We start from the raw sequence: 25845 nt of genomic DNA on the forward strand, positions 1-25845 counted from the left end.
CAAGCATTGCGCTGACCGTTTGCTGCCTGTTTCCCGCAAGGGTAGACCTTCCCCATTACCAAGCCTCCTCCACTGTAGATGCCACCTCTGTAATGTTTAATAAAATCCACAATCTGTGGTGAGGTGTTACAGCTTTTTAACCACAAAGACATTTAGCCGCAACATGAATTTATTTTGCAGCGCAAAAAATTCAACACCCAAATGCTCTTGACGGCGGGCAGTGTTTACTATTCTGAACATCTGATCATTTCTACTGGCACAAACCGCCGTACAGAGCAAATTTGCCTATACATATGATCAAAACCACCGCCCAGCCTGATGTTTCAAGGCTTTAGCAAGATCCGGACACGCCTTGTACCTACCCGCTGATTTACCACAGACAACAGTGGCCCTGAACACTCAACGCAGCTGGTCGCCGCCTGGCCGACAAAAAAGATTTTTTCTTGCGCTCCGACAAGCTGAGGCAGATTTGCCACAGATCAAATCCGGTTCGTACTTGCCGTGGCAACAGGCGAAAGAAAAGCGGATGACCCTTGCAGGCAATCCGCTTACGTTTTAGCAACTCTCGTTACCACCACTACATTTGATCAGATCAATCGTGCCAGCAGGGCTTTTTCCATGCCGGCCATGTCGGGAATGCGCACCTGCATGCCATTGCCGGCTGCCAGATCGACAGCTGCACCATTGCGCGTCATCTGCTTGAGCTCGACGATACGGTTGCCGCGCGGATGAATCACTTCGATACGGTCGCCCACGCCAAAGCGGTTTTTCACTTCTACCAGCGCCCAGCCATCGGCATCCACTTCCAGCACATCGCCAACATACTGGCTTTGCTTGGCCTTGGAATGCCCATCCAGGTAGTTCTGGTAATCCTGGGTCTGATGACGTTCCAGGAAGCCCGGGGTGTAGCCACGATTGGCCAGGCCATCCAGCTCGGCCAGCAGGCCCAGGTTGAAGGGGCGGCCAGCTACCGCGTCATCAATAGCCTGGCGATACACCTGGGCGGTACGCGCCACGTAGTACAGGCTCTTGGTGCGGCCTTCGATCTTGAGCGAATCCACCCCGATCTTCACCAGTTTCTCCACCTGCTCCACCGCACGCAGGTCCTTGGAGTTCATGATGTAAGTGCCATGCTCGTCTTCGATGATCGGCATCAGCTCACCCGGACGACTGCCCTCTTCGATCAGATAAGTCTTGTCAGCCAGCGGATGGCGCTCGGCACCACCACAGGCAGCAAAGCTCTGGTTGGCTTCTTCCAGGGCCTTGTTGAAGTCGAGCTTGATGGTTTGCACATCGCCAGCGTCGTCACCCTGGGTATCGTGCATCTTGTAATCCCAGCGGCAGGCATTGGTACAGGTGCCCTGGTTGGGGTCGCGGTGATTGAAATAGCCCGACAGCAGGCAACGGCCAGAGTAGGCAATACACAGCGCACCATGCACAAACACTTCCAGCTCGATATCCGGACATTCCTGGCGGATTTCGGCAATCTCATCCAGGCTCAGCTCGCGCGACAGGATAATCCGCGACACACCCAGCTTCTGCCAGAACTTCACACCCATATAGTTAACGGTATTGGCCTGGACAGACAGATGCACCGGCACCTCGGGCCAGCGCTCACGCACCATCATGATCAGGCCCGGGTCGGCCATGATCAGCGCATCCGGCTTCATGGCGATCACCGGCTCCATGTCCGCCATATAGGTCTTGATCTTGCTGTTGTGCGGCAGCAGATTGCTGGCCACAAAAAACAGCTTGCCGCGCGCATGCGCTTCATCAATACCTGTTTTCAGCTCTTCCAGCTTGAAGTCGTTATTACGCGCACGCAGCGAGTAGCGCGGCTGGCCGGCATAGACGGCATCGGCGCCAAAATCATAGGCGGCACGCATTTTATCCAGCGTGCCAGCAGGCAGCAGCAGTTCCGGGGCTTTCATCATGATGGCTTGGCTTCCTTAATGTGACAGGCAGGCAATGGGCAGCGGCAGTCGGTCTGGCGATACAAAGCCGCGACGCGAGGCATCCTGGTTCAGCCTGTCAGCAGAGTAATATTGCAGCACCACCGCGCGGGCATCTTGCAGCACGTCGTCGCAGATCGCGAGGAAGGCTGGCCAGTCTTCCAGCATGGCCGGCTGCTCTTGGGCGCGGTGATACAGGATGGACAACAAGGACATGGTCAGGGTGTGGTGGTATTTTTCCGCCGCCCCCTGCGCCATGGCAAAACGCGAAAAGGCACGTGCGCAGCGCACTGCCGCTTCGGCAGCCGGGTACTGACGGCGATAAGCCCAGGCAGCATACAAATGCGCCTGGTGGGTAAAGTCGGATGCAGGCAGCGTACTGGATTCCAACTGACGCAAAAACGCCTGATAGTCCATGATTCGGGTATCTCCGAAAACTGTAAAAACAAAAAGGCCCCGCCGTATCAGGGGCCTTTTCTTAATGTTGCGGCGCGATTATGCGCTGTCTGCGCAGCCATCGTCAAGCCTGAAGCCATGCAGCAATGCGACATTAAATCACTGTTTTCAATGCCATTTTTCAGTCAGGGTTTTTGCGATAGCACCCACAGCATCAGCAGCTGCACCAGCAAGGCCGGCAGCATGAGGAACACACAGGCCAGCGTGGCGACCGGAGCGCTGGCAAAGTCCAGCGCACTCAGCCAGCCCGCACACAATACAAACAACAAGGTAGCCAGCAGCAAGCCTATAAGGGCCAGCTTGCGCTGCTGACGCAAGCGTCGCAAAAACCGGTAAAACATGCGGTACTCCATTAAGTGAAATAACCCACCGTGCGGTGGCTCAATCCTTGCCTTGCTGCAGCCATTGCAACTCTGCTTCGGAAAAGCCGGCCAGACGCCGCGCATCCATATTGTAGCTGCCGCGATGTGCCGTCAGATCATACTCTTCGAGCAGGCGGCTGAAGGTTGCCATCGGCTCCAGCGCGCGTTGTCGGCACAGATAATGAAACCAGTGATTACCTACTTGTACGTGGCCGATTTCATCGCGCAGGATAATGTCCAGAATGGCCACGCTGGCTTCATCGCCGATATTGGCCAGCTTGCGTTGCAGTTCGGGGCTGGCATCGAGGCCGCGCGCTTCCAGCACGCGCGGCACCAGTGCCATGCGTACCAACACATCGTGATCGGTGACATGGCAGATTTCCCACAAGCCGTTATGGGCAGGAAAATCGCCATAAGCGTAGCCCAGCTGCTGCAACCTGCCCTGCAGCAAACGGAAATGGCCTGCTTCTTCTGCGGCAATACGCAGCCAGTCACTGACAAAATCATCTGGCATCTCGCGAAAACGCCAGGCGGCATCCAAAGCCAGGTTGACCGCATTGAACTCGATATGGGCAATGGCATGCAGCATGGCGGGCTGGCCTTGCGGCGAACCCGGACGCCGGCGCGGCACCTTGGTGGCATGCACCAGCTCAGGCCGCTCGGGATGGCCCGCCATCGGCAGCCGGGTCAATGGCGCATCTTCACGCTGCAGCTCACCACGCTGCCAGGCAGCATGAATGGCTTCGGTCGCGGCCAGTTTGTCTGCCACATCCGTGCAGAGCAAGGCAGCTTGAATTCGGGAATACAAAGCAGTAGGCATTATCATGGTGCGTCATTCTAGCCGTTTGCACCGGCATCAGGCAGGCTTGTCATCAAATCAGTGCATACCCGCCAGACATCAGGGCCCGCAGTAAGCCAACCGCCCCCATGTCAGATTTTCAGTGCGTAGAGATCGTCGTCGAATAAGGCTTGATGCATAATGCCAACATCTGCCACAGGGAGAATGTCATGCTGTTCAATTCCAGCCAACTTGGTGCTGTAGAAGTGGATGAAAGCACCATCATCAATTTTGACCAGGGCATTCCCGCCCTGGAAAACTGCACCCAGTTCAAACTGTTCCATAATGCCGACAGCAATAATCCCTCGGTGTACTGGATGCAGTCGCTGAACGACGCGGCCATCACCCTCAGCGTCACCCTGCCGCAACAACTGGGTGTGCGCTATGAAGTGGAACTAAACGATGAAGAAGTGGCCCGCCTGCAATTGAGCAAGCCGGAAGACGCGGTCATCCTGGTGTTGCTATACCAGGAGCAGTCCGCTGCCGAAGCCCACCCCGCACTGGGCGAACTGAAAGCAAATATCCGCAACCCGCTGGTACTCAATCTAGCCAGCCGCCAAGGCTTGCAGAAAACCGGCCTGTCCTGCGACATCCTGATGCACAACCTTAGCTGAACCAATATGCCGCCCGGTCCACCGGGCGGTGCTGGAGTCACGCATGACCGCTCTTGCATTGCCGCGCTGCCCCTGGTGTGGCAACGACCCACTCTATATGGCCTATCACGATCAGGAATGGGGCCGCCCCCAGCACGACGATCACAAACTGTTTGAAATGCTGATTCTGGAAGGTGCCCAGGCCGGGCTGTCGTGGATCACCATCTTGCGCAAGCGGGAGGGGTATCGCCGCGCCTTTCACGGTTTCGATCCGCAGCAAGTGGCGCGGATGGGCGAGGATGATGTGGAAAGGCTGATGCTGGACAGCAGCATCGTGCGCAACCGGCTGAAGATCAACAGCGCCATCCGCAATGCGCGAGTGTTCCTGCAATTGCAGCAAGAACACGGCAGTTTTGCCCAATGGCTATGGGCGCATACCGATGGCCAGAGCGTGGTGAATCACTGGCAATCGCTGGCAGAATGCCCGGCTAGTACTCCATTGTCCGACCGCATCAGCAAGGCCCTGAAAAAGGCCGGGATGAATTTTGTCGGCAGCACGGTGATTTACGCCTACCTGCAAGCCACCGGCGTGGTAAATGATCACCTGCTGGGCTGCCACCTGCATCCAGCTTACCCGCACTGACCGACTCAGGCCGCCTTGGTATCAAATACCACGGTGCGGAACAGCCCATCCGCCGAATGAAAGGGATGGGCACACACTACACCCCCATCCTGGCAGAAGGCCATCATGCGCCAGCTCTGGATCAACTCCTGTAATTCCTCTTCCGACCAGGGACCGGCAAAACGATCCGGCACCAGCGCTGACAACTCGCAACACAAGGCCTGCCGCTGCTCCGGCCTATCCAACTGCTGCACACTGAAAGACAGGGTCTTGCCATGCTTCATGACAAATCCTTTCAATCCGAAATGGATATGAGGAGAACCGCCATCATTCCACGATTTATTATTCAGTACTAGTTGAAAGTCTGTTAGACGTGAACAGTAAGTAAAAATACGGCAGGAATACAACGCTTCCACCCATAAAAAAAGGGCCATCCCCCTGGGACGACCCTTTAACACCTTGCGGTATAGCGCTGAATCAGAACAGCTTCAGTCCCTTCAGCATCACCACCAGAATCAGCAGCGGCGACACAAAGCGCACCACCACAAACAGCACACGCACCAACGCCTCATTACGCAGCTGCCCTTCATTCGACAAGGCAGCCTTCAAGCGATCGAAGCCCCATACCCAACCTACAAACAGACACAGGAAAATCCCGCCTAGCGGCATCAGGATATTGGAGGTGACAAAGTCGAACAGGTCGAACATGGTCATGCCGAACAACTTGAACTCAGCCATGCTGCTATTGGACAGCGCGCAGGTCGCACCAATCAGTGCCAGCAGCAACAGGTTGAGCACCGTGGCCTTGGGACGGCTGATACCGAAACGCTCGCTCAACACCGATACCGGCACTTCCAGAATCGACAACATGGCACCGGTGGAGGCAATCGCCGCTAGGACAAAGAAGGCCACCATGAATAGCTGCCCCAGCGGCATGCTGGCAAACACCGCCGGAATGGTAATGAACAACAGCGACGGACCGGCTTCCGGCTTGAAACCAAAGGCAAACACCGCCGGAAAGATGGCGATGCCGGCCAGCATGGAGACGAACAGATCAGCGCACATCACACGCAGGGTGGTCGCTGGAATGTTCTGATCATCCCGGAAATAGCTACCGTAAGTCATCATGGTGCCCATGCCGATGGACAGCTTGAAGAAGGCCAGGCCCACCGCAGTCAGCACCACTCCCGCCGTGATCTTGGAAAAATCCGGGGTAAACAAAAAGGAAACACCTTGCATGGCACCCGGCAGCATCAGGCTGCGCACACCGATCACCAGCAGCAACAGAAACAGCATGGGCATCAGCTTTTTAGTGACGGCTTCGATACCCTTGGCCACCCCCATCAGCAAAATGCCGCCGATCAGCGCCAGCACCAGCCACTGCCACAACAGCGATTGCACCGGGTCGGCAATCAGCGAGCCAAACGCCGCCGAAGTCACCTTGGGGTCACTGGAAAGAATGCCCCCGCCGATGGCCTTGAACACATAGGCAAATACCCAGGCTGCCACTTCAGAATAAAAAGCCATGATCAGGAAGGCCGACAGCACGCCAAAAGCGCTGATCAACCACCAGGGCTGTCCAGCCGGGGCCAGTTTTTTTAGCGCCGTCACCGCATCAGACTTGGCACGGCGGCCCAGCATGATTTCGGAAATCATCACCGGCAGGCCCACCAGCAAGGTGGCACAGACATACACCACCAAGAAACCGGCACCGCCATTGGTACCGGTCAGATAAGGAAATTTCCAGATATTGCCCAGGCCTACGGCTGAGCCCAGCGTGGCCGCCAATACGCCAAAACTGGAGGTAAAACCGTCACGTGCCTTGCTGGCACCCACGGTGGCCGAGGATCTGTTGTCCTGTTTCATTTGGTCTCTCATCACGACAAAAAACAAACCCGCTCAAGCGATAACCTGAACGGGTGCCTCTGGTTCCGGGGTCACCGGAGCCGGAATTCTGAAGTGATTTGTCAGACCATGCAAAATTTTTTGCTAGCCCTGACTGTCGCTGCGACACAACTCGCCAGTCAGACGGCCCAGCCAGTCAAAACAAGCCTGCAATTGACTCTCCTCAATAAATTCGTCCGGGCGATGTGCCTGCTCGATCGAACCTGGCCCCAATACAACGCATGGCATGCCTGCTGCATGGAACACACCAGCTTCAGTGGTATAGGCCACCCCGTCACCACCCTGACAACCACACAGTTTTTCCACGTAGTGCAGTACCTCGCTGCCCGGGGTGGCCTCGAAGGCCGGACAATACACCCGCGGCTCGATGGAAATCATGGCTTCCGGTGCCACCTGGCGCATCTCCAGCAGGAGGTTGTCGGCATAGTCGCGTACCGAATCCACAAATCGCTGCGGATCATCCCCCGGCAGCCAGCGGCATTCAAAAGTGAATTCGCAGTCCTTGGGCACGATATTATTGGCGGTACCGCCATGAATGGTACCGGTCTGCAAGGTAGTGAACGGCACATCATATAATGGTTGATGGTGGCCAAACGAGGCCTCGGTGTCAGCCAGACGTCTCACATGAGTAATCAGCCGTGCGGCATACTCAATGGCATTGACGCCCTGCGGCGTCAGCGAGGAATGTGCCGCCCGCCCCTGCACATGGCAGTGATAGTGAGCGATACCCTTATGCGCCACGACCGGCCGCATTGAAGTGGGTTCACCAATAATGCAGCCGGCCACCGGCACCCCTTGCTGCAGCAGGGCATCAATCAAGCGCGGCACGCCAAGGCAGCCCACTTCTTCATCATAAGACAGCGCAATGCCAATCCCCTGCTGCAAACGCCCTTCCTGCGCCAACCGCACCCAGTCAGGAACATGCGCCAGCAGGCAGGCGATAAAACCTTTCATGTCGGCCGTGCCGCGGCCATACCAGCGCCCATCGCCTTTGTCGGTCAATACAAAAGGTGGCGTGGACCATGCCTGCCCATCCACTGGCACTACATCGGTATGGCCGGACAGCAGCATCAACGGCAAATCATCCGCACCAATGCGGGCAAACAGATTGGACTTGCTGCCGTCATCGTTCAGCGTGCGCTGGCTGCTGACGCCAAATCCGGCCAGATACTGGCTCACCCAGTCGATCAGCTCCAGATTGGAATAGCGGCTAGTGGTATCGAAAGCAAGCAAGGTTCGCAACAGCGACAGATAGGAAGGAGCCATAAGAGTCCTGTGATAATTGTCCGGTCATCCCCGAAGTCTGCCCTGACAGCGCAGGCATCGGCAACCTCATCCTATGGAATGGGTCCGCACCAGCCCCGGACCCTGGCCAATTTTTCCTCGGCCCGCAGCGCAAATGCTTGGCAAAGTGCGGCAAACCCGCTATTATTCGCCTTCTTCTGCGGCGGGTCTCCTCGCATTGTACGGTAGCAAACCTGGTCAGGTCCGGAAGGAAGCAGCCATAGTTACTTAGTGCAAGTGCCGAGGGTCAGGCTCGCCACCCCTCCCTTCCCATATGTACATGTTCACGACATGGCGATACTATTTCACGCCAAATAGCAAAGATTCCATTGTATTTCTAGATAAGAATACGCTAACATAAGAAAAACCAGATGCAAGAAATCATTGAACTTAATGATTTTTTTCGCATCCGAATTATTCCTTATGGATTTTCTTTGCTATTTTTAGGACATAGGGCAGTGTCCTAAACCATACCTATAATTCAATACAATACTGTTTAGCCTTTTAAGAGGAACAACCCATGAAACTCTTTGAAAAAATCACCAACCCGCGTGAAATCCGTCGCAAGCTCGGTCTGAACCAGCAGGAATTCTGGAGCCGTATCGGCGTTACCCAGTCTGGTGGCTCTCGCTATGAAAGCGGCCGCAACATGCCCAAGCCCGTGCGTGAACTGCTGCGCCTGGTACATGTAGAACAGATCGACCTGTCCAAGGTACGCCGCGAAGACTTTGAAATCGTCGAATACCTGAAGGAAACCCATCCGGACCTGTACAAGAGCCTGCGCAAGGCCGTGCGTGCCCAGATGGAAGCCCAGGAAGGCTCGACCGAAGCCACCGCCAGCTGATAGTCCCTCAGAAAAGGGCAGTAGCAAGCAACTCCACGACTGCTTGCTACTGCCCTTTTTCTTGCCTATAGCAGCCGGCACCCACCAGCCGGCATTCGCTTACTCACCAGCATTACGCACCAGCAGTACCGGCACATCAGCTTGCTTCAGCAAACCCTCGGCAACGCTGCCCATCAGGATATGCATCAGGCCACTCCAGCCGTGCGTACCCATCACAACCAGATCCGCACCCCAGCTATTGGCATCATCCAGCAATACGGAAGCGATTTTATCGCCCCAGCTTTCAAGAATCTTTACCTCCGGCGTCAATCCAGCCGCCACAGCCTGCGCTTGCGCTTGTCCCAACACCTGCTCACCGGCCTGCTTGATGGATTTTTGCAGCTCTGCAGCATCCAGGAATTCGGTACCACCCCAGCCAAACTGAGCCAAGTCGACCACATGCACCAGCCGGACGGTACTACCCATATGCTTGGCTAGACGGCAAGCCTCGGCCAGTGCCAAGTTGGACGTATCACTATCATCCACCGGCACAAATATGCGTTGATACATAATCCTCTCCTTTTGGTGTGTTGGTACTATGCATACAGTCTAGCAAACCAGTCCGGCCTGCGGTTGATACAGATTAAGACAGTCGATTAGACTGAATGTCATTTTACCCAGGTGAAATCATGGCCCGCATCAAGATCGCCCTGCCGGAGCAGTTCATTTTTGAAACCGTGCTGGATGTCCGCATCGGCGACATCAACTACGGCGGCCACATGGCTAATGACGCCATTTTGCGCTTGGCTCACGAAGCCCGCTTGCGTTTTCTGAAAAGCCTTGGCTACAGCGAACTGAATGTAGAGGGCGTTGGAATCATCATGGCCGATGCCGCAGTCATGTATCGGGCAGAGGCCTTCCACGGCGACAATCTGCACTTCAGACTCGGCGTCTGCGACCTGAACAAGTACGGACTAGACATCGTCTATCAGGCAAGCGATGGCAACAATGGCAAAGAAGTGGCAAGATTGAAAACCGGCATCGTTTTCTTTGATTACCAGACCCGTCAGGTAAGCACCATGCCGGCGGCCTTTGTCGCCAAACTCAATAAGCTATAACAACAGGAAATTCCGACATGCGTCCATACCCAAGCAACAGTCCGCAAGCCATTGCCCGCCTGCTGGCGATGTTCATGATTACCGACGGCAATATGGATCCGCGTGAGCTGGACCTGCTGGAGAACGTCAACGTCTACGACCTGATCGGCCTGCCTCGCAAACAGTTTGCCCAGGTACTGGTGGACTACTGCGATGATATTTCCGATGAGGCAGAACAGGACGGCACCATCCACCTGCTGGATACCGACCGCATCGAATTCATGCTGAGCGAAGTTACCGACCACAACAAGCGCATTCTCACCTGCGTGCTGGCCATGGATATCAGCAAATCTGATGGCACCATCAGCGACCCGGAAATCGTCCTGCTGCGCCACATGATGAAGGAATGGAACATCAGTCTGGAAGACCTGGAACGCCAGTTCGTACGCTAAGCTAAGCCCCCTCTCCAGCTACCAGCACGGCAGGCCGTTGATCCGGACAACCCAGAACGCCAGTCTGCCAAATGAAAGCCGCCCGGCACACCCTGGCGGCTTTGTGTTGCCATCACAACCGAGCCAACCCACATGAGCACACGTTTTAGCGGCAGCGAACACTACATTGCCACCGATGACCTGATGATGGCCGTGAATGCCGCCATCACCCTGCAACGCCCGCTACTGGTCAAGGGGGAGCCGGGCACCGGCAAAACCATGCTGGCAGAAGAAATTGCTGCCAGCCTTGGCCGCAAGCTGATTGTCTGGCCGATCAAATCCACCACCAAGGCCCAACACGGCCTCTATGAGTACGATGCGGTATCCCGCCTGCGCGATTCGCAGCTGGGCGACGCCAAGGTGCAAGACATCAGCAACTACATCATCAAGGGCCAGCTGTGGCAGGCTTTTGAAGCGGATACGGCACCCGTGCTGCTGATCGACGAGATCGACAAGGCTGATATCGAATTTCCCAATGATCTGCTGCGCGAACTGGACCAGATGGAGTTCTTCGTCCATGAAACCCAGCAATTCGTCCGCGCCAGACAACGCCCCATCATCATCATTACCTCGAATAATGAAAAAGAGCTGCCCGATGCCTTTTTACGGCGCTGCTTCTTCCATTACATCCGCTTCCCGGACCACGAAACCATGCAGGCCATCATCGACGTGCACTATCCGGGGCTGCAGCAGCAATTGATCCGCCAGGCCATGGAAGTGTTCTTTTCCATCCGCGAGCTGCCCGGCCTGAAAAAGAAGCCCACCACGTCGGAATTACTGGACTGGCTGAAACTGCTGGGCAGCGAGAATATCAGCAGCGAAGAGCTGGCCAGCCGGCATGGCAATGCCAGCCTGCCGCCACTAGCCGGAGCCTTGCTGAAAAACGAGCAGGATTTGTCACTGTTTGAACGCCTGGCACAAATGACCAAGCTGCGCCGTGGCTGACATCCTCCCGCTGCTACAGGGCTTTGCCGATCAACTGCGACTGCAAGGGAAAAGCCCGCATACGCTGGATGCTTATTTGCGCGATCTGCACAGCCTGCAGCCACTGCTTGGCGAACGGAACTGTCTACAGGTCAAAGCCGACGACATCCGCAAGGCCATGGCCACCCTGCACGCTCGTGGCCTGGGTAGCCGCAGCCTGGCGCGCAAGTTGTCATCCTGGCGCCAGTTTTACGACTGGCTGCTGCAGCGACAGCTGATCAGTGGCAATCCCTGCCTGGGCCTGCGTGCGCCCCGCCAGGACAAACCCCTGCCCAAAGCACTGCCAGTCGATGGCACGGCTGCTCTGCTGGAGCATATCGAACCAGACGACAGCCTCAGCCTGCGCGATCGGGCGCTATTCGAATTGATGTACTCTTCTGGACTGCGCCTGTCCGAGGCGGTCAATCTGGACTTGCCAGATCTGGACCTCACCGAGCAACTGATGCGGGTACGCGGCAAGGGCAACAAGATACGCCTGCTACCCATCGGACGCACGGCACTGGACTACCTGAAGCAATGGCTGGCAGAGCGTCAAAGCAGCCCAGACTGTGTGGCGGTGTTTGTCGGACGCCATGGGCAACGACTAGGTGGCCGCCAAGTACAAAAGCGCCTGGCAGAGTGGTCGATTCGCACTGGCATGGACCGCCACGTTCACCCGCACATGCTGCGCCACTCTTTTGCCAGCCACATCCTGCAGTCCTCCGGCGATTTGCGGGCGGTACAGGAACTGCTGGGACATGCCAACCTGTCAACCACCCAGATCTACACGGCACTGGATTTCCAGCACCTGGCCAAGGTCTATGATGCAGCCCACCCGCGCGCCAAAAAGAAAGACTGAACACCAGCGCGGTATGGATAAAGAAAAAGCTCCGTGAAACGGAGCTTTTTCTTTACAGCACTACGGCTCAGCGACGCTCGGGCATCGCCGCCAGCACGGCCTTGAGTAATTGCCAGGCCTTGCCCACCGACTCCACCTCGACCCGTTCGCCCGGCGCATGTGCACCACGAATGGTCGGGCCAAAGGAAACCATGTCCATGTCAGGATACTTGGAGCCGATAATGCCGCACTCCAACCCGGCATGAATCACCTGCACGCCAGACTTGGCAGCAAACTCTCGCTCATATACCTGCTGAAACAGTGCCAGCAACGGCGACTGAGGATTGGGCGCCCAGCCCGGATAGCCGCCTTCCATCTCAACAGCAAAGCCGGCCAGCCCAAACAGGCTTTCCACTTCGCGCGCCAGCATCCAGGTACCGGAATCCAGTAGCGAACGCACCATCAGGTTGGCAAATACCTTGCCCCCCTCCACCCGCACCACGCCCAGATTATTCGAGGTTTCCACCACGCCACTCACCCGCTGGCTCATGCGCTTCACCCCATGCGGGGCAGCATGCAGCGCAGCCAGAATGGCTTGCTGATCCTCGATGGCCAGCACCTGGCTAGCCGAGGCTGCTGCCAACTCCATGGTGACGCCCTCATCCACACCGGCCAGCTCGAAACGCAGCAAGGCCTGGAAGGCATCCAGCCTGGCGGCCACTTTGGCGGCATCCTGCTGCGGATAAGCCACGACAGCCTGCGCCTCACGGGCCAGTGCATTACGGGCGGTACCGCCGCTGAAACTGATCAGACGCAAATCGGTCTCTGCCTGCAACTCACGCAACAAGCGAACCAGAATCTTGTTGGCGTTACCACGCCCCAGATGAATGTCAGCACCAGAATGACCACCCTTCAGCCCTCGCACCGACAGCGCGCTCACTGCGTAAGCGGCAGGCAGCTCGGTAGTCTGATAATCGCGGGTAACATTGACATCAACACCGCCGGCGCAGCCCATATAGAACTCACCCCACTCCTCGGTATCAATATTGATCATCATGCTGCCTTGCAGCAGGCCAGCTTCCAGGCCAAGCGCCCCGCCCATGCCTGCCTCTTCATCCAGCGTCATCAGCACTTCAACCGGGCCATGCGGAATATCCTCATTAGCCAACACGGCCAGCCCCATGGCGACGCCGATGCCATTATCCGCGCCCAGCGTGGTGTTTTCCGCCACCAGCCAGCCATCCTGCAGGATAGGCCGTACCGGATCCTTGAAAAAATCATGTTCGGTGCCGGCATTCGCCTGGCACACCATATCCAGATGCCCTTGCAGTACCACGCCCACCCGGTTCTCGTAACCCGGGGTAGCCGGCTTGCGCACAATCAGGTTGCCTGCTGCATCCACAACGGTCTGCAGGCCACGCAGCTCAGCCCAGCCCTTGAGGTAGTCACGCAGTTGTTGTTCATGCTTGGAGGGACGGGGAATCTCGCACAGGGTCTGAAAATGCTCCCAGACTGCCTGAGGCTGGAGTTCGGCGATATTGACCACAATGTATCCTTTGTCTTGACGTGCTGATGGGCATATTACTTCGCCATCATCGATGAAACGTGGCAGAGACTGTTGCATACAGCCCTGTTTTGTACACAATCGACTTTATCACGCCTGCGATGCGGGGTCATGCTGCAATGCAGCCACGCATCGACAAATGACAAACCAGGACAGTGGCACGGCCGGTGCAGGGTGAATCAGGGAAAACAGGACGTTCGTCGCTCAACAACGCCGCGCGACGACAGCAAAATGGCCCGCACCCCGACAAGCGGAGTACGGGCCATGACAGAAGCAAGGGTCAGGCTAGTGCCAATTGCTGTCGTCCACCAAGCAGCGTGGCCGGCCGCATGTAATGATCGAGCAGCAAGCGCATGAATTGATGACTCTTGCAGATGGCATTGCGCAGCTTGGTGATGGTTTCCTGGCTGGGTTGCAGCCCGACCAGGGTAACGATGATTTCCAGCGCTTCCCACGGATGAGCATCGTCATACTTGGCATGCAGCTTCAGCCACTTCATAGCCTTGGCGCGCACTTCTTCGTCAAACAGATTGGCATAGCGATCTTCCGAGCAAACCCGGGCCGACCACTCGCCCGTCGCGCCTTCAATGGCGTAATTGGTAGCCGCCATGGCTACTGCCAGTGATTCACGGTCACACACCTGCCAGCACCACTGACTCAGCGCCAGCGTTTCCAGTGCATGCTGGTTGTGCAGCATGGACTGGATATCCACACCGGATTCGGTCGCCCAGTTAACCCAGTGGTCGGCATGATTCTGCTCGACACGAATATTGCGGATCAGGTAACGCCGGGCCATATCCTGCCCTTCACCTTGGCCATAGCGAATTTTCAGCAAATTCATCGCCATGTACTGGGGAAACTGGTCGATGACCGGCCAGCCGCCGGACAGGAAGGCCTTGTGTATGGAATGCTCCAGGCGCGCTTCCTTCATCTGGGTGAACAAGTCGTGTTCGACCACCTCGCTTTTGAAACGATCGCAGTCATGCACCATTTCCTGCGTCCATTCCGGGTAGCTGGCAACCTCCATCAAGGGACCGGTTCTGACAAATTGATGCTGGTCTTTCATTCTGGACCTCTTTCTCAATTGTGGGCCTGTATCACTCCCCACCGGGCAGGCGGTACAAAACCGACTGCGGCCTGCCATGCAAGGGAGGGATGAACGGAGCGGGCTCGCCAATGAAATACCCCTGAGCGTAATCCACTCCAATACTTTGCAACGCTGCCAGAATCTCTGGCGCACTGACGAATTCGGCGATGGTTTTCTTGCCAGTCACATGGCCGATATGGTTGATCATCTCCACCATGGCCCGGTCCACCGAGTCGTCCACCATGTCTTTGACAAAGCTGCCATCAATCTTGAGGTAGTCCACCTGCAGATGCTTCAGATAGGCAAATGACGACATGCCTGCACCAAAATCATCCAATGAGAAGTGACAGCCCAAACCTTTCAGCTCGCTGATAAAACGGGTGGCCTGCTGCAGATTGGAAATGGCACTGGTTTCGGTGATTTCAAAGCAGATCATCCCGGCCGGGATGTCATAGCTGACAAACTGCCGCCGAATAAAATCGAGGAAATGATCGTCACACAGGGTGGCACCCGACAGATTCACTGCGCAGACATCAATCGACCTATCCCCCAGCGAACGCATATTCCACAAGGTTTCGAAGGTCTGCCGCACCACGATGCGGTCGATATCCGGCATCAAGCCAAAGCGCTCGGCGGCAGGAATGAAAGAGGCCGGCAAAATGATGTTGCCGTTTTCATCGCGCAGCCTCAGCAGCACTTCGACATGCCGCCCCGCGCCCTTGGCGGCAGGCCGCAGTGGTACGATTTCCTGACTGTACAGACAGAAACGCTCTTGCTCCATGGCAGTGCGCAGACGCTGTACCCAGGCCATTTCTACCGAACGCACCGCCAGTTCGGTATCTTTCGAGCTATAAAGCTGAATGCGATTGCGGCCCTTTTCCTTGGCCATGTAACAAGCGATATCTGCAGCTTGCAGCGCCTCGGCCAGCGTGGCACCGGCCTCACCAAGGAAAACCATGCCGATGCTGGCACTGATGGAGAAGGGAATGCCTTCCCACTGGAAGCTGGACTGCTGCACAGCGCGCCGCAAGCGGTCGGCCTTGTCCAGCGCCTCGTCAACCCGGCAATCTTCCAGCAAGACCCCAAACTCATCGCCCCCCAACCGGGCCAGCACATCGGACAAGCCCAGTTGCTCCTGCAGTACTCGACACACCTGGCGCAACAACTCGTCGCCTGCCGCATGACCATTGGTATCGTTGACCAACTTGAACTGATCCAGATCGACAAACAGCAAGGCATGCGAAGTTTCCGTCACCATCAGTCGGCTCAGTGCCCGTGTGACGCGCTGCTCAAATTCCCGGCGGTTATACAGGCCGGTAAGCGCATCATGCGCCGCCTGCCAGGACAAATGATTGATGTACTGCTGCTCAATCGACTTGTCGTGCAAGGCCAATACCAAGCCGTCCACCTGTCCCAGTGAATTGTGAATGGGGGCCACCACCAGTGAAATCATGTGGCTACTGCCATCCAGCCCCTGCAAACGCAAGCTGGGGTAAGTTTGCTTGCTTTCACATTTTGCCCGCAGCTGGCTGGTGGTAATCAGGTCCATGCCACTGCCGGAAAGGTCGATCATCGAGAACACATCCTCGAAGTAACGCCCAATAGCGCCTTTGCCGGCACCACCTACCAGATGGTGTGCTACGGCATTCAGGTAACGCAGCTTGCCGGACAGGTCGATCGTCACCACGGCATCGCCAATCGAATTAAGCGTGGTTTCCGCCCTTTCCTTTTCGGCATGCAACTCAGCCTCAAAGCGCGCGGACTGCCGCAGCAAAACCTGCACTTGCCGCACAGTCAGCAGCAACAAACCGGCCCCGGCCATCAGGTTGACCCACCACAACAAAGTGGTGGCAAACCGCGACCCCTCTCCCAGCACTTCAGAAAAAGAGCGCGCTGGCGCTTTCAGCTCTTCGTTGATATCGGAAACGCGGCGGCTAAGGACCATCAACTCGTCTTCGCCGATATAGCTGCGGGTAAAGCCATCGTGCAGCCTTTCGGCAATGCCGGAAATCTCGACGATATAACTGTCACCGATCTCCCAGTAATGGATGGCCTGACTCAGGTAGCTGACATGACGAAACCACAGAAAAGCATTGATGACGTTGGCAATATCGTCGGGGTGGTTACCGCCCTGCAGCAGCCCGGCTCTGGCTTGTTGTAGATCCGGCTGCGGACGATCCAGCGCCAGTCGTGCCTGCCTATCCCCCAGTTGGATGGCAATAGCCGCCTTGTACGCCTGAAAATCCTGTTCCGAGCGACTGCCCGCATAGCGCGTCAGATAATAGATGGCATCTTTTTGCGCCTTCGACCACAGACCTTCCCCGCCCACGTAGGCACGGATGGTGGACAAGGCATTGAAGCTGAAGGCACTGATCAGCAACAAGGCGCCCACAATAGCGACAAAGGGCCAGACAACCCGTATCAGCCTGCGGCTGCCGTACGCACTCATTGCAGTCATTGCCCCCCGCTGCTGCATTGCTCATTTATGGAATTATCATCCACACCGGATCATTCTTACCACAGATAGCATACCGGAATATGCCTTCGCCGCTAGCTGTCACTGCCTGCCACACCGCCGCCAGTACCGAAGGCAAGCGGATGGATGCCGGCCTGACTGTACATGCGGACTGTCAACCACAGGCCGCGGGACTTATCGATCATTCATTACATTTATTACTAATATTTAAATGTCAATTAAACATACTGTCAATATTGGGCAGTTTGCATCTGACATAGCCATTTAATAGATATAGCCCTATTTTACGCAAGTACTTGTAACAGTTATGTTTTCCCCATACACAATGAAAAAAGCTGCCGAAGCAGCTTTTCACTTAGCAAGCAGCGGGCTGTGATCTAAGTAGCCAATGCACCAGCCTGCTGTTCCTGTTGCAAATGCCACATTTCTGCATAACGCCCACCATGCTCCACCAGCTCGCGGTGATTGCCACGCTCCAGCACCCGCCCGTTTTCCATCACGATGATCTGATCGGCATCGACAATGGTGGACAAACGGTGGGCAATGATCAGCGTGGTGCGATTGGCCGAGATGGCAGCCAGTTCTTGCTGGATGGCTTTTTCGGTTCGTGAATCCAGCGCGCTGGTGGCCTCGTCAAAGATCAGGATGGGCGGATTTTTCAGAATGGTGCGTGCAATGGCCACTCTTTGCTTTTCGCCACCGGATAGTTTCAGCCCACGCTCACCCACCTGAGTATCGTAACCATCGGGCAGGCTCATGACGAAATCGTGAATATGCGCTGAACGCGCGGCCTCCATCACTTCGTCACGGCTGGCATCCGGGCGGCCATAGGCAATGTTGTAATAGATGCTGTCGTTAAACAGCACAGTATCCTGCGGCACGATACCGATATGGGCACGCAGGCTGTCCTGGCGCAGTTGGCGAATATCCGTACCATTGATGCTGATGCTGCCGCGACCAACATCATAAAAACGGAATAGCAGGCGTGACAGAGTGGATTTGCCAGCACCACTGGCACCTACCACTGCCAGCGAACTGCCAGCGGGAATCTCGAAATTCAGGCCATGCAGAATGGTACGCTTGCTGTCATAGCCGAACTCCACACCGGCAAATCGGATGCTGGCCTCGCGCGTATCCAGCAGTTGCGCCCCCACCGCATCATCCACTTCCTTATTGGTGGAAAGCAGGCCGAACATGCGCTCGATATCCGCCAGCGAGTGCTTGATCTCGCGATAAACAAAGCCCAGAAAATTGAGCGGCGCATACAACTGGGTAATGAAGGTAGCCACCAGCACCACATCACCAACCGTCATGGCGTGGTTCACCACGCCACGCGCCGCCAGCACCATGATCAGGGTGACGCCGCTGGCAATGATGATGCCCTGACCGGCATTGAGCATGGACAGCGACACCTGGTTCTTGATGGCGGAGGCTTCCCAGGCTGCCAGATTGCGGTCATAGCGCGCCTCTTCATAGCCTTCATTATTGAAGTACTTGACGGTTTCGTAATTGATCAGCGCATCGATAGCCTTGGCATTAGCTTTTGAATCCAGATCGTTCATGCTGCGGCGGAATACCGTGCGCCATTCGGTCACCACCAGGGTGAACACGATGTAGATGGCAATGGTGCCCAGCGTAACTGCAGCAAACGGCCAAGCATAACGACTGAACAGAATGACCGACACCATGCCGATTTCCAGCAATGTCGGCAGGATGTTGAACACCATGAAATTGAGCAGAAAACCGATGCCCTTGGTGCCGCGTTCGATATCCCGGCTCATGCCGCCGGTCTGCCGCTCCAGATGAAAACGCAGCGACAGGCGGAACAAGTGCTGGAATACACCACGCGCCACACTGCGCACCGCGCCCTGGATGACCCGGGCAAATACCGCATCGCGCAGCTCGCCCAGCACACTGGAAATGAGCCTGGCCAGACCATAACCCACCAGTGCCATTACCGGCACCGCTAGCAGGGTGGCCGGCACGGATAGTTGATCGACGATATCCTTCAGGTAGAGCGGCACCGTGACTGCCGCCACCTTGGCCAAAATCATGCAGCTCAGCGCCAGCACTACCCGGCCCTTGAAAGCCCACAGATAGGGCAGCAGCGTCTTGAGAGTTTGCAAATCGTTGCGGTTGCCCGGAGCCGGACCACTATGGGTGAAGCGCATGGAAACTACCTGTCGGGATGCCGGCCAAGGCCGGCACTGAAAATGAGCAAAGCCACCGACCGGCGGCTCTGGAAAGTATCTGAGCCAATCACTAAGGCATCAGTGCAGTACGCGCGGCGCCACCAGCGTCATTTCGGGGATGGTGACATCGAAGCGTTTACCGTCATCGGCCAGCATCTGATAGCTGCCACGCATTGAACCATACGGCGTTTTCAGGTGCGTGGCACTGCTGTATTCGAAGGACTGGCCCGGCTCCAGCCGCGGTTGCTCCCCCACTACACCCATGCCACGTACTTCCTGCTCCTGATTGTTGGCATCAACAATGATCCAGTGGCGGCTGACCAGTTGCGCGGGCTCGCTGCCGGTATTGGTCAGGCGGATGCGATAAGCGAACACATAGATATCGGTGGCCACGTTGGATTGCTCCGCGATGTAATGCGGCTCGGCCTCCACCTCTATCTGGTAGCTTTTCTCTGGCATGGTATTTTCCTTGTGCTGTTGTACTGCATTTTATCCCGCCTTTGGCCTTGGGCGCGGTAGAATAAACGCCATTTCATGACCCCATCCGTGTTTACAAGGTAGACCATGCGCGACTTCCGTATTGCCCCCAGCCTCCTTTCCGCCGATTTCGCCTGTCTGGGCCAGGAGGTGCGCGATGTCATCGCCGCCGGAGCCGACATCATTCACTTCGATGTCATGGACAATCACTATGTGCCGAACCTGACGGTTGGCCCTTTGGTATGTGAAGCCATCCGCCCGCATACACAAGCCCCCATCGACGTGCACCTGATGGTGAAGCCGGTGGACAGCCTGGTGCCGATGTTTGCCAAGGCCGGCGCCGACATCATCACCTTCCACCCGGAAGCATCCGAACATATCGACCGCACCCTGGGCCTGATCAAGGAATCCGGTTGCAAGGCTGGCCTGGTATTCAATCCCGGCACTTCGCTGTCTTACCTTGATCATGTCATGGACAAGATCGACATGGTGCTGATCATGTCGGTGAATCCGGGCTTTGGCGGCCAATCCTTCATTCCGCATGCGCTGGAAAAAGTGCGCGCCGCCCGCCAGCGTATCGATGAGTATACCGCCAAGCATGGCGGCGAGATCTGGCTGGAAGTCGATGGTGGCATCAAGGTCGACAATATTGCCGCCGTCGCTGCTGCCGGGGCCGACACCTTTGTTGCCGGCTCGGCCATTTACGGCCAGCCTGACTATCAGGCGGTGATTGCCGCCATGCGTGCCGAACTGGCGAAGGTAGCCTGATGCAAGCGGCCATCGTCACCGGTGCCTCGCGCGGACTGGGTCTGGCACTATGTGCCGAGCTACTGCAGCGCGGCTTTGTGGTGGTGGGGCTGGCCAGACAGCATAGCGAGGCGTTTCGCTTGCTGGCTCGGCAATATCCGCAACAGCTGCATTACCTGCGCGCCGACATGGCCGACAGCCCCGCCCTGCACGGCCTGCTGGCCGAGGCTTTGCAATTGCTGCCCATGCAAGCCGTCCGGCAATTGCTGCTGATCAACAATGCTGGCGTGGTCATGCCCATCGCCAGTGCTGGCTTCTACCCGACAGCCGAGTTGACGCAGGCCATCGCCATCAATCTGACGGCGCCCATGCTGCTGACCGATGCCCTGCTGCGACTGAGCGACGAGCTGGACTGTCAGCTACGCATTATGTGCATCTCATCGGGTGCAGCGGTAAAAGCCTACCCCGGCTGGGGCGTCTACGGCAGCAGCAAGGCCGGGCTTGATCACTTCTGCCGCCATGTGGCGGAAGAGCAGCAAGCCTGCGCCAACCCGGCGCTGATTGCCGCCATTTACCCCGGCGTGGTGGACACCGACATGCAGGCGCATATCCGCGACAGCGACCCGGCCCAGTTCCCCAACAAGGGACGGTTCGATGCCCTCAAGCGCGAAGGCGGCCTCAGCACACCACAACAGGCCGCCCGCCAGTTGGCCGATCATCTGCTCAGCGCAGACTTTGGCCATCAACCCGTACTCGACATCCGCCATTTGCCGGATCAAGCCCAGAACTGACACCCTAGCCCTGATATCGTATGAATCTGAAACACATCAAAGCCGTTGCCTTCGATCTGGACGGCACCCTGGTTGACTCCATTCCCGATCTGGCCGCCGCGGCCAATGCCATGCGCCAGCATCTGGGCCTGCCGGCCTTGGCCGAGATGCGCATTCAAGAGCACGTCGGCGACGGCATTGCCAGCCTGGTACACCGAGCCATTACCGATGAGCGCCACGGCGTGGCCGAAGCCGCACTGTGGGAACAAGGCTTCAGCTTTTTCGTGCGCTACTACCACGAGCACCTGAGCGACAACACCAGCGTCTACCCCGGTGTACGCGATGGTCTGGGCCTACTGCGCGCCTTGCAACTGCCACTGGTGGTGGTTACCAACAAATCGGAATACCTGGCCGTGCCGCTGCTGCAGCAACTGGAGCTGCGCGATGCCTTCAGCCTGGTGATCGGAGGCGACACCCTGGCCGAGAAAAAACCCTCGGCTCTGCCGCTGCAGCATGTCTGCGATGTACTGGGTATCAAGACCAGCGAACTGGCCATGGTGGGCGACTCCGAAAACGACATCCTCTCCGCTCGCGCTGCCGGTGCTGCCGCCATCGCCGTCAGCTATGGCTATGCGGATGCCAGCACGCTGCAGGCCGATCTGCTCATCGGCAATCTTGCCGAACTGTACGATTTGATGAAAAATAACTGACCACTACAACATTCAATACGGATTGCATCTGCATCATGACTATCCTGCCCGCACCGGCCAGTTGGCGATGGCAACGCTAAGCCACACCCTGTTTACTTCTTTCGCTTTCCATCCGGTTTCAAGGTAGCTCATTCATGACGCACGACACATTCGACCAGCTGGCCGCAGCTGGTTACAACCGTATTCCGGTTACGCTGGAACTGTTTGCCGACCTGGACACCCCCTTGTCGGTTTACCTCAAACTGGCCAACCAGCCCTATTCCTACCTGCTGGAGTCCGTCGTAGGCGGCGAGCGTTTTGGCCGCTACTCCTTCATCGGCCTGCCTGCCACCACGCGCCTGCGCGTCAATGCCAACAAGGTACAGGTCGAGTACGGCGACAAGGTGATCGAACAGTTCGAAGGCGACCCACTGGCTTTTATCGAAGCCTTCCAGCAGCGTTTCAGCGCCCCACCGGTAGAAGGCCTGCCGCGCTTTACCGGCGGCCTGGTTGGCTATTTCGGCTACGACACCATCCGCTATGTGGAAAAGCGCCTGGCGGCCACCCGCAAGCCTGATGCCATTGGCACCCCGGACATCCTGCTGATGGTGTCGGAAGAACTGGCCGTGGTCGACAATCTGTCGGGCAAGCTTTATCTGATTGTCTACGCCGACCCCGCCGTACCCAATGCGCTGGCCAAAGCGGAAAGCCGACTTGGCCAGCTGCGCGCCCGCCTGCGCGAACCGATGGATATTCCGCTGTCGCTGCCCTCCCAACCCAGCAAGGCGGTGTCCGAGTATGGCCAGGAAGAATTCAAGCAGGCTGTCGCACAATGCAAGCAGTACATCGTGGACGGCGACATCATGCAGGTCGTCCTGTCGCAGCGCATGCAGATGCCCTACAGCGATTCACCGCTGTCGCTGTATCGTGCCCTGCGCAGCCTGAACCCCTCACCTTATATGTTCTTCTACCACTTCGACGACTTCCATGTTGTCGGTTCCTCGCCGGAAATCCTGGTACGGCGCGAACAGGAAACGGTCACCGTACGCCCGATCGCCGGCACCCGTGTGCGCGGCAAGAATCGCGAGGAAGACGAGGCACTGGCGGAAGAGTTGCTGGCTGATCCCAAAGAAATCGCTGAACACGTGATGCTGATGGACCTTGGCCGCAACGACATCGGCCGCGTCGCCAATACCGGCAGCGTCAACATCACCGACAATATGGTGATTGAACGTTACTCGCATGTGATGCACATCGTTTCCAGCGTGGAAGGCAGCGTCAAGCCGGATGTCTCCAATATCGACATCCTCAAGGCCACCTTCCCGGCCGGCACCTTGTCTGGTGCACCGAAAGTGCGGGCCATGGAAATCATCGATGAGTTCGAACCCACCAAGCGCGGCGTCTATGGCGGCGCCGTGGGCTACCTGGGCTTTAATGGTGACATGGACCTGGCCATCGCCATCCGCACTGCCGTGGTCAAGAACAAGATGCTCTATGTGCAATCGGGTGCTGGCATCGTGGCCGACTCGGTCCCCGAATCGGAATGGCAGGAAACCCAGAACAAGGCCCGCGCGGTGATTCGCGCCGCCGAATTGGCCCAAGCCGGGCTGGATGCCTGAGCAACAACACTAGCAGAGCACTGAGCAGCCGTAGGCATGTACAAGCCCCGCAGCAAGATGGCGGGGCTTGTTTTATCTGGCGCTTACCGATGAGGCCACACACTTGTCATCAAGCATAGCGGCCAGGCGACTCTCCCGATAATCCTCTCTCAGCAACATCAGCAGCAAGGAAATCAGCGGCAGAGAAATCAACGGCCATGCCACTAGCCTGAACAATAAAAGACTAAAACCATTTGACCAGGTGTCCTGCATCAACAATAACCAGCAGGCTGCAGAAAACAGGCTCACCAGAATTTTATTCATACAGACAAATAAAATATCACTCCAGGAAAGTACATCTGCATCCATATGCAGCACTATACGGATTATGCTGCCCATCAGATAATAAATGAGCACATCCAGCACTACATACAGCACCCACAGCCACTCTACCCCTTGCAATAAAACTCTTGCCAAAAGACTTAGCATGCCAACCAGCATCACCATCCAACCACGTCGCCAACCTAACGCCACGCCTGCCACATAGACAAAATCGCTACCCAAAAATAAGATCACTCGCAAAGGAAAATATAAAATCAAAGACAGCCCCAGCGACACCAATATCATAGAAATCAGCAACCGTTGCTGATAACACTCCAGGATGGTGGACAAATTCACACCACAGAATTGCCAACACTGCAACAGATATCGCCCGCGCAAATACTTCCAGCACAATACCAATATAAAAAAATGCGCCAGAACAAAGAAGTAATTTCGCAAAATAATATGCAAATGATAACTCATCATTGAAAACAAATCCGTCAGACTATACATCCAATACCCCAAAATAATATTATTGACATATATATTATGCGCAGCAGAATACATCACCTGACAGTCAATCCAGACTGAATACATTCAAACCATCCTGCACTGCAAAATTAATCCTTCATCACCTTCATCGACAGATCACCACACACGCAACTCAACGATAGCACCGTGTGCGGCACTGCCGATAATCACCACGAAAAATGAGTAGCAGGAAAATAATAACCGGCAACGACACCAGTGGCCATGCAATCAGCCGGAACAACAGAATATTAAAACCGGCAAACCATGAATCCTGCATCAATAGTACCCAGCAAGCTGCCGATATGATGCTCACCATGATTTTGTTGACGCAGATGAATAGAATCTCGTACCAAGAAAAATCCTCCAGCCCCACATAAAGCATTCGGTGCAATACACTGCCAATCAGGTAGTAAATCAGTACATCCAGCAAGACATAAGCCAGCCAGATCAAATCATTACCTAGCAAAAATGCCCTGAATGCAGTACATAGTATGGCAACCAGCATGACAGGCCATCCGCGCCGCCAACCAATCAGCACACCCGCCATATAGACATAGTCATTGGCAAGATACAGCGTGATACGCAGGGAATAAAATAGCGCTAGCGACAGCAACAATGAAATCAATACCATCACCATCAACAAGTATTGCTGATATTGTTGAGTTCTTTCAGCGCAGCGCATGCATGGAATTTGCTGACAACATTGCATATATCTGTGCCGCAAACAGCGCCAAGCCAATATCAGTGCAGCAAAATGCATCAGAACAAAGGGAAAATGCTGTAGCAGGACATGCAGATGGTAGCCCATGGTAGAAAAGATATCGGCAAAGCTATACATCAAACACCTCAATCCAATAAGAGCATCACGTGGGCGTGCACGAATGCAGTACCTGTCAGGCCAGGTCAGTCAGCCACCACATTCCACTCAGGAGCCAGCTACCACGGCTATATTTTTGTCTGTGCAATCAAACCCGCCTGATGCCATCCACACTCCTGTCGGCAAAACAAGGCCAACCAATCTAACAAGCAGTTCTGCCCCATATAATAAGAAATTACTTAGATTCATCGACCACGGCACTTCCCGCCAGCCCTCATGACAGATGCTTGCTGTTTGCGCTGGCCGTCAAGCAGGTATAATCAGCCTGCCGCTCCCGCCCCACAGAACTGTC

At 56.1% G+C, this 25845-nt stretch carries 26 protein-coding genes and 1 other RNA gene; 12 read left to right on the forward strand and 15 right to left on the reverse strand.

Annotation, left to right across the window (positions count from 1 at the left end; translation table 11 throughout):
- Positions 1-587: 587 nt before the first annotated feature.
- The 4 genes from trhP to H2Z84_RS13830 all read right to left on the reverse strand — a co-directional run bounded on the left by trhP (position 588) and on the right by H2Z84_RS13830 (position 3596).
- On the reverse strand, positions 588-1931 hold the full coding sequence (trhP, locus tag H2Z84_RS13815) for a prephenate-dependent tRNA uridine(34) hydroxylase TrhP (protein WP_181836614.1): 1344 nt from the start codon (positions 1929-1931) through the stop codon (positions 588-590).
- 18 nt (positions 1932-1949) lie between these two features.
- Complete coding sequence (locus H2Z84_RS13820) at positions 1950-2369, reverse strand: hypothetical protein (RefSeq protein ID WP_181836482.1); 420 nt, start codon at positions 2367-2369, stop codon at positions 1950-1952.
- Positions 2370-2533: 164 nt separating this feature from the next.
- Positions 2534-2749 carry a hypothetical protein gene (locus H2Z84_RS13825; RefSeq protein WP_181836483.1) on the reverse strand — a complete coding sequence of 72 codons (216 nt, stop codon included), beginning with the start codon at positions 2747-2749 and terminating at the stop codon, positions 2534-2536.
- Between the two features lie 40 nt (positions 2750-2789).
- Positions 2790-3596 carry a ferritin-like domain-containing protein gene (locus tag H2Z84_RS13830; RefSeq protein WP_309545479.1) on the reverse strand — a complete coding sequence of 269 codons (807 nt, stop codon included), beginning with the start codon at positions 3594-3596 and terminating at the stop codon, positions 2790-2792.
- Between the two features lie 182 nt (positions 3597-3778).
- On the opposite strand from H2Z84_RS13830, the gene fliW reads away from it, so the two are divergent.
- A complete protein-coding gene (gene fliW, locus H2Z84_RS13835) occupies positions 3779-4222 on the forward strand; it encodes a flagellar assembly protein FliW (RefSeq protein WP_103525025.1) in 444 nt (147 codons plus the stop codon).
- Positions 4223-4265: 43 nt separating this feature from the next.
- Positions 4266-4844, forward strand: a complete 579-nt coding sequence (locus H2Z84_RS13840; RefSeq protein WP_181836484.1) for a DNA-3-methyladenine glycosylase I — start codon at positions 4266-4268, stop codon at positions 4842-4844.
- 5 nt (positions 4845-4849) lie between these two features.
- Here the strand turns inward: H2Z84_RS13840 and H2Z84_RS13845 are convergent, their stop codons facing one another.
- The 3 genes from H2Z84_RS13845 to argE all read right to left on the reverse strand — a co-directional run bounded on the left by H2Z84_RS13845 (position 4850) and on the right by argE (position 7994).
- Positions 4850-5107, reverse strand: coding sequence for a hypothetical protein (locus tag H2Z84_RS13845; RefSeq protein WP_181836485.1), 258 nt, complete (start codon positions 5105-5107; stop codon positions 4850-4852).
- A gap of 193 nt (positions 5108-5300) precedes the next feature.
- Entirely contained in the window at positions 5301-6689 is a 1389-nt protein-coding gene (locus H2Z84_RS13850) for a sodium-dependent transporter (RefSeq protein ID WP_181836486.1), read from the reverse strand.
- A 123-nt stretch (positions 6690-6812) separates the two neighbouring features.
- On the reverse strand, positions 6813-7994 hold the full coding sequence (gene argE / locus H2Z84_RS13855; protein WP_181836487.1) for an acetylornithine deacetylase: 1182 nt from the start codon (positions 7992-7994) through the stop codon (positions 6813-6815).
- Positions 7995-8174: 180 nt separating this feature from the next.
- Here argE and ffs point away from each other — a divergent pair.
- Positions 8175-8273: signal recognition particle sRNA small type (ffs, locus tag H2Z84_RS13860), an RNA gene on the forward strand.
- 259 nt (positions 8274-8532) lie between these two features.
- Positions 8533-8856: a helix-turn-helix domain-containing protein gene (locus H2Z84_RS13865; RefSeq protein WP_059285001.1), complete on the forward strand. Its 324-nt coding sequence runs from the start codon at positions 8533-8535 to the stop codon at positions 8854-8856.
- A gap of 99 nt (positions 8857-8955) precedes the next feature.
- Here H2Z84_RS13865 and H2Z84_RS13870 read toward each other — a convergent pair whose 3' ends face one another.
- Complete coding sequence (locus H2Z84_RS13870; RefSeq protein ID WP_103525019.1) at positions 8956-9405, reverse strand: universal stress protein; 450 nt, start codon at positions 9403-9405, stop codon at positions 8956-8958.
- A gap of 119 nt (positions 9406-9524) precedes the next feature.
- On the opposite strand from H2Z84_RS13870, the gene H2Z84_RS13875 reads away from it, so the two are divergent.
- From H2Z84_RS13875 to xerC, 4 genes are all read left to right on the forward strand, one after another.
- Positions 9525-9953: a thioesterase family protein gene (locus H2Z84_RS13875; protein ID WP_181836488.1), complete on the forward strand. Its 429-nt coding sequence runs from the start codon at positions 9525-9527 to the stop codon at positions 9951-9953.
- Positions 9954-9970: 17 nt separating this feature from the next.
- Positions 9971-10384, forward strand: a complete 414-nt coding sequence (locus tag H2Z84_RS13880) for a TerB family tellurite resistance protein (protein ID WP_181836489.1) — start codon at positions 9971-9973, stop codon at positions 10382-10384.
- 132 nt (positions 10385-10516) lie between these two features.
- A complete protein-coding gene (locus tag H2Z84_RS13885) occupies positions 10517-11368 on the forward strand; it encodes an AAA family ATPase (RefSeq protein ID WP_103525016.1) in 852 nt (283 codons plus the stop codon).
- On the forward strand, positions 11361-12245 hold the full coding sequence (gene xerC, locus H2Z84_RS13890; protein ID WP_439823307.1) for a tyrosine recombinase XerC: 885 nt from the start codon (positions 11361-11363) through the stop codon (positions 12243-12245). The genes H2Z84_RS13885 and xerC overlap by 8 nt, the downstream gene beginning before the upstream one ends.
- Positions 12246-12312: 67 nt before the next feature.
- On the opposite strand, the gene H2Z84_RS13895 is transcribed toward xerC, so the two are convergent.
- The 5 genes from H2Z84_RS13895 to apaG all read right to left on the reverse strand — a co-directional run bounded on the left by H2Z84_RS13895 (position 12313) and on the right by apaG (position 20002).
- A complete protein-coding gene (locus tag H2Z84_RS13895; RefSeq protein ID WP_181836490.1) occupies positions 12313-13848 on the reverse strand; it encodes an aminoacyl-histidine dipeptidase in 1536 nt (511 codons plus the stop codon).
- 220 nt (positions 13849-14068) lie between these two features.
- A complete protein-coding gene (locus H2Z84_RS13900) occupies positions 14069-14854 on the reverse strand; it encodes an iron-containing redox enzyme family protein (protein WP_181836491.1) in 786 nt (261 codons plus the stop codon).
- Between the two features lie 31 nt (positions 14855-14885).
- The gene (locus tag H2Z84_RS13905; protein ID WP_181836492.1) at positions 14886-17333 is read right to left on the reverse strand and encodes an EAL domain-containing protein; all 2448 of its coding nucleotides are present in this window, start codon (positions 17331-17333) and stop codon (positions 14886-14888) included.
- Between the two features lie 395 nt (positions 17334-17728).
- Positions 17729-19522 (reverse strand): ABCB family ABC transporter ATP-binding protein/permease, encoded by a 1794-nt coding sequence (locus tag H2Z84_RS13910; RefSeq protein WP_181836493.1) that lies wholly within the window; start codon positions 19520-19522, stop codon positions 17729-17731.
- Between the two features lie 99 nt (positions 19523-19621).
- A complete protein-coding gene (gene apaG / locus H2Z84_RS13915; RefSeq protein WP_181836494.1) occupies positions 19622-20002 on the reverse strand; it encodes a Co2+/Mg2+ efflux facilitator ApaG/CorD in 381 nt (126 codons plus the stop codon).
- A gap of 105 nt (positions 20003-20107) precedes the next feature.
- Here apaG and rpe point away from each other — a divergent pair, with 105 nt between their 5' ends.
- The 4 genes from rpe to trpE all read left to right on the forward strand — a co-directional run bounded on the left by rpe (position 20108) and on the right by trpE (position 23845).
- Positions 20108-20788 (forward strand): ribulose-phosphate 3-epimerase, encoded by a 681-nt coding sequence (rpe, locus tag H2Z84_RS13920; protein WP_103523611.1) that lies wholly within the window; start codon positions 20108-20110, stop codon positions 20786-20788.
- Positions 20788-21558 carry an SDR family NAD(P)-dependent oxidoreductase gene (locus H2Z84_RS13925; protein ID WP_258869404.1) on the forward strand — a complete coding sequence of 257 codons (771 nt, stop codon included), beginning with the start codon at positions 20788-20790 and terminating at the stop codon, positions 21556-21558. Before rpe ends, H2Z84_RS13925 begins: the two co-directional genes overlap by 1 nt.
- Before the next feature lie 20 nt (positions 21559-21578).
- Positions 21579-22247 carry a phosphoglycolate phosphatase gene (locus H2Z84_RS13930; RefSeq protein WP_181836495.1) on the forward strand — a complete coding sequence of 223 codons (669 nt, stop codon included), beginning with the start codon at positions 21579-21581 and terminating at the stop codon, positions 22245-22247.
- A gap of 134 nt (positions 22248-22381) precedes the next feature.
- Entirely contained in the window at positions 22382-23845 is a 1464-nt protein-coding gene (gene trpE, locus H2Z84_RS13935) for an anthranilate synthase component I (protein ID WP_181836496.1), read from the forward strand.
- A 72-nt stretch (positions 23846-23917) separates the two neighbouring features.
- On the opposite strand, the gene H2Z84_RS13940 is transcribed toward trpE, so the two are convergent.
- Positions 23918-24742, reverse strand: a complete 825-nt coding sequence (locus tag H2Z84_RS13940; RefSeq protein WP_181836497.1) for a hypothetical protein — start codon at positions 24740-24742, stop codon at positions 23918-23920.
- Positions 24743-24809: 67 nt separating this feature from the next.
- Positions 24810-25514 carry a hypothetical protein gene (locus H2Z84_RS13945; protein WP_181836498.1) on the reverse strand — a complete coding sequence of 235 codons (705 nt, stop codon included), beginning with the start codon at positions 25512-25514 and terminating at the stop codon, positions 24810-24812.
- Positions 25515-25845: the final 331 nt, after the last annotated feature.

The organism is Aquitalea aquatica (assembly GCF_013911085.1).
GTDB classification, from domain to species: domain Bacteria; phylum Pseudomonadota; class Gammaproteobacteria; order Burkholderiales; family Chromobacteriaceae; genus Aquitalea; species Aquitalea aquatica.

What these genes read in the sequence shown, in the direction of transcription:
- H2Z84_RS13905 (WP_181836492.1), bottom strand. Translation starts at nt 17,333, where the DNA reads ATGACTGCAATGAGTGCGTACGGCAGCCGCAGGCTGATACGGGTTGTC.
- H2Z84_RS13830 (WP_309545479.1), bottom strand. Translation starts at nt 3,596, where the DNA reads ATGATAATGCCTACTGCTTTGTATTCCCGAATTCAAGCTGCCTTGCTC.
- trhP (WP_181836614.1), bottom strand. Translation starts at nt 1,931, where the DNA reads ATGAAAGCCCCGGAACTGCTGCTGCCTGCTGGCACGCTGGATAAAATG.
- H2Z84_RS13930 (WP_181836495.1), top strand. Translation starts at nt 21,579, where the DNA reads ATGAATCTGAAACACATCAAAGCCGTTGCCTTCGATCTGGACGGCACC.
- H2Z84_RS13850 (WP_181836486.1), bottom strand. Translation starts at nt 6,689, where the DNA reads ATGAAACAGGACAACAGATCCTCGGCCACCGTGGGTGCCAGCAAGGCA.
- fliW (WP_103525025.1), top strand. Translation starts at nt 3,779, where the DNA reads ATGCTGTTCAATTCCAGCCAACTTGGTGCTGTAGAAGTGGATGAAAGC.
- H2Z84_RS13910 (WP_181836493.1), bottom strand. Translation starts at nt 19,522, where the DNA reads ATGCGCTTCACCCATAGTGGTCCGGCTCCGGGCAACCGCAACGATTTG.
- H2Z84_RS13885 (WP_103525016.1), top strand. Translation starts at nt 10,517, where the DNA reads ATGAGCACACGTTTTAGCGGCAGCGAACACTACATTGCCACCGATGAC.
- H2Z84_RS13865 (WP_059285001.1), top strand. Translation starts at nt 8,533, where the DNA reads ATGAAACTCTTTGAAAAAATCACCAACCCGCGTGAAATCCGTCGCAAG.
- H2Z84_RS13845 (WP_181836485.1), bottom strand. Translation starts at nt 5,107, where the DNA reads ATGAAGCATGGCAAGACCCTGTCTTTCAGTGTGCAGCAGTTGGATAGG.
- H2Z84_RS13900 (WP_181836491.1), bottom strand. Translation starts at nt 14,854, where the DNA reads ATGAAAGACCAGCATCAATTTGTCAGAACCGGTCCCTTGATGGAGGTT.
- H2Z84_RS13895 (WP_181836490.1), bottom strand. Translation starts at nt 13,848, where the DNA reads ATGCAACAGTCTCTGCCACGTTTCATCGATGATGGCGAAGTAATATGC.
- H2Z84_RS13945 (WP_181836498.1), bottom strand. Translation starts at nt 25,514, where the DNA reads ATGTATAGCTTTGCCGATATCTTTTCTACCATGGGCTACCATCTGCAT.
- H2Z84_RS13840 (WP_181836484.1), top strand. Translation starts at nt 4,266, where the DNA reads ATGACCGCTCTTGCATTGCCGCGCTGCCCCTGGTGTGGCAACGACCCA.
- argE (WP_181836487.1), bottom strand. Translation starts at nt 7,994, where the DNA reads ATGGCTCCTTCCTATCTGTCGCTGTTGCGAACCTTGCTTGCTTTCGAT.
- H2Z84_RS13825 (WP_181836483.1), bottom strand. Translation starts at nt 2,749, where the DNA reads ATGTTTTACCGGTTTTTGCGACGCTTGCGTCAGCAGCGCAAGCTGGCC.
- trpE (WP_181836496.1), top strand. Translation starts at nt 22,382, where the DNA reads ATGACGCACGACACATTCGACCAGCTGGCCGCAGCTGGTTACAACCGT.
- H2Z84_RS13940 (WP_181836497.1), bottom strand. Translation starts at nt 24,742, where the DNA reads ATGTATTCAGTCTGGATTGACTGTCAGGTGATGTATTCTGCTGCGCAT.
- H2Z84_RS13820 (WP_181836482.1), bottom strand. Translation starts at nt 2,369, where the DNA reads ATGGACTATCAGGCGTTTTTGCGTCAGTTGGAATCCAGTACGCTGCCT.
- apaG (WP_181836494.1), bottom strand. Translation starts at nt 20,002, where the DNA reads ATGCCAGAGAAAAGCTACCAGATAGAGGTGGAGGCCGAGCCGCATTAC.
- H2Z84_RS13880 (WP_181836489.1), top strand. Translation starts at nt 9,971, where the DNA reads ATGCGTCCATACCCAAGCAACAGTCCGCAAGCCATTGCCCGCCTGCTG.
- H2Z84_RS13925 (WP_258869404.1), top strand. Translation starts at nt 20,788, where the DNA reads ATGCAAGCGGCCATCGTCACCGGTGCCTCGCGCGGACTGGGTCTGGCA.
- H2Z84_RS13870 (WP_103525019.1), bottom strand. Translation starts at nt 9,405, where the DNA reads ATGTATCAACGCATATTTGTGCCGGTGGATGATAGTGATACGTCCAAC.
- H2Z84_RS13875 (WP_181836488.1), top strand. Translation starts at nt 9,525, where the DNA reads ATGGCCCGCATCAAGATCGCCCTGCCGGAGCAGTTCATTTTTGAAACC.
- rpe (WP_103523611.1), top strand. Translation starts at nt 20,108, where the DNA reads ATGCGCGACTTCCGTATTGCCCCCAGCCTCCTTTCCGCCGATTTCGCC.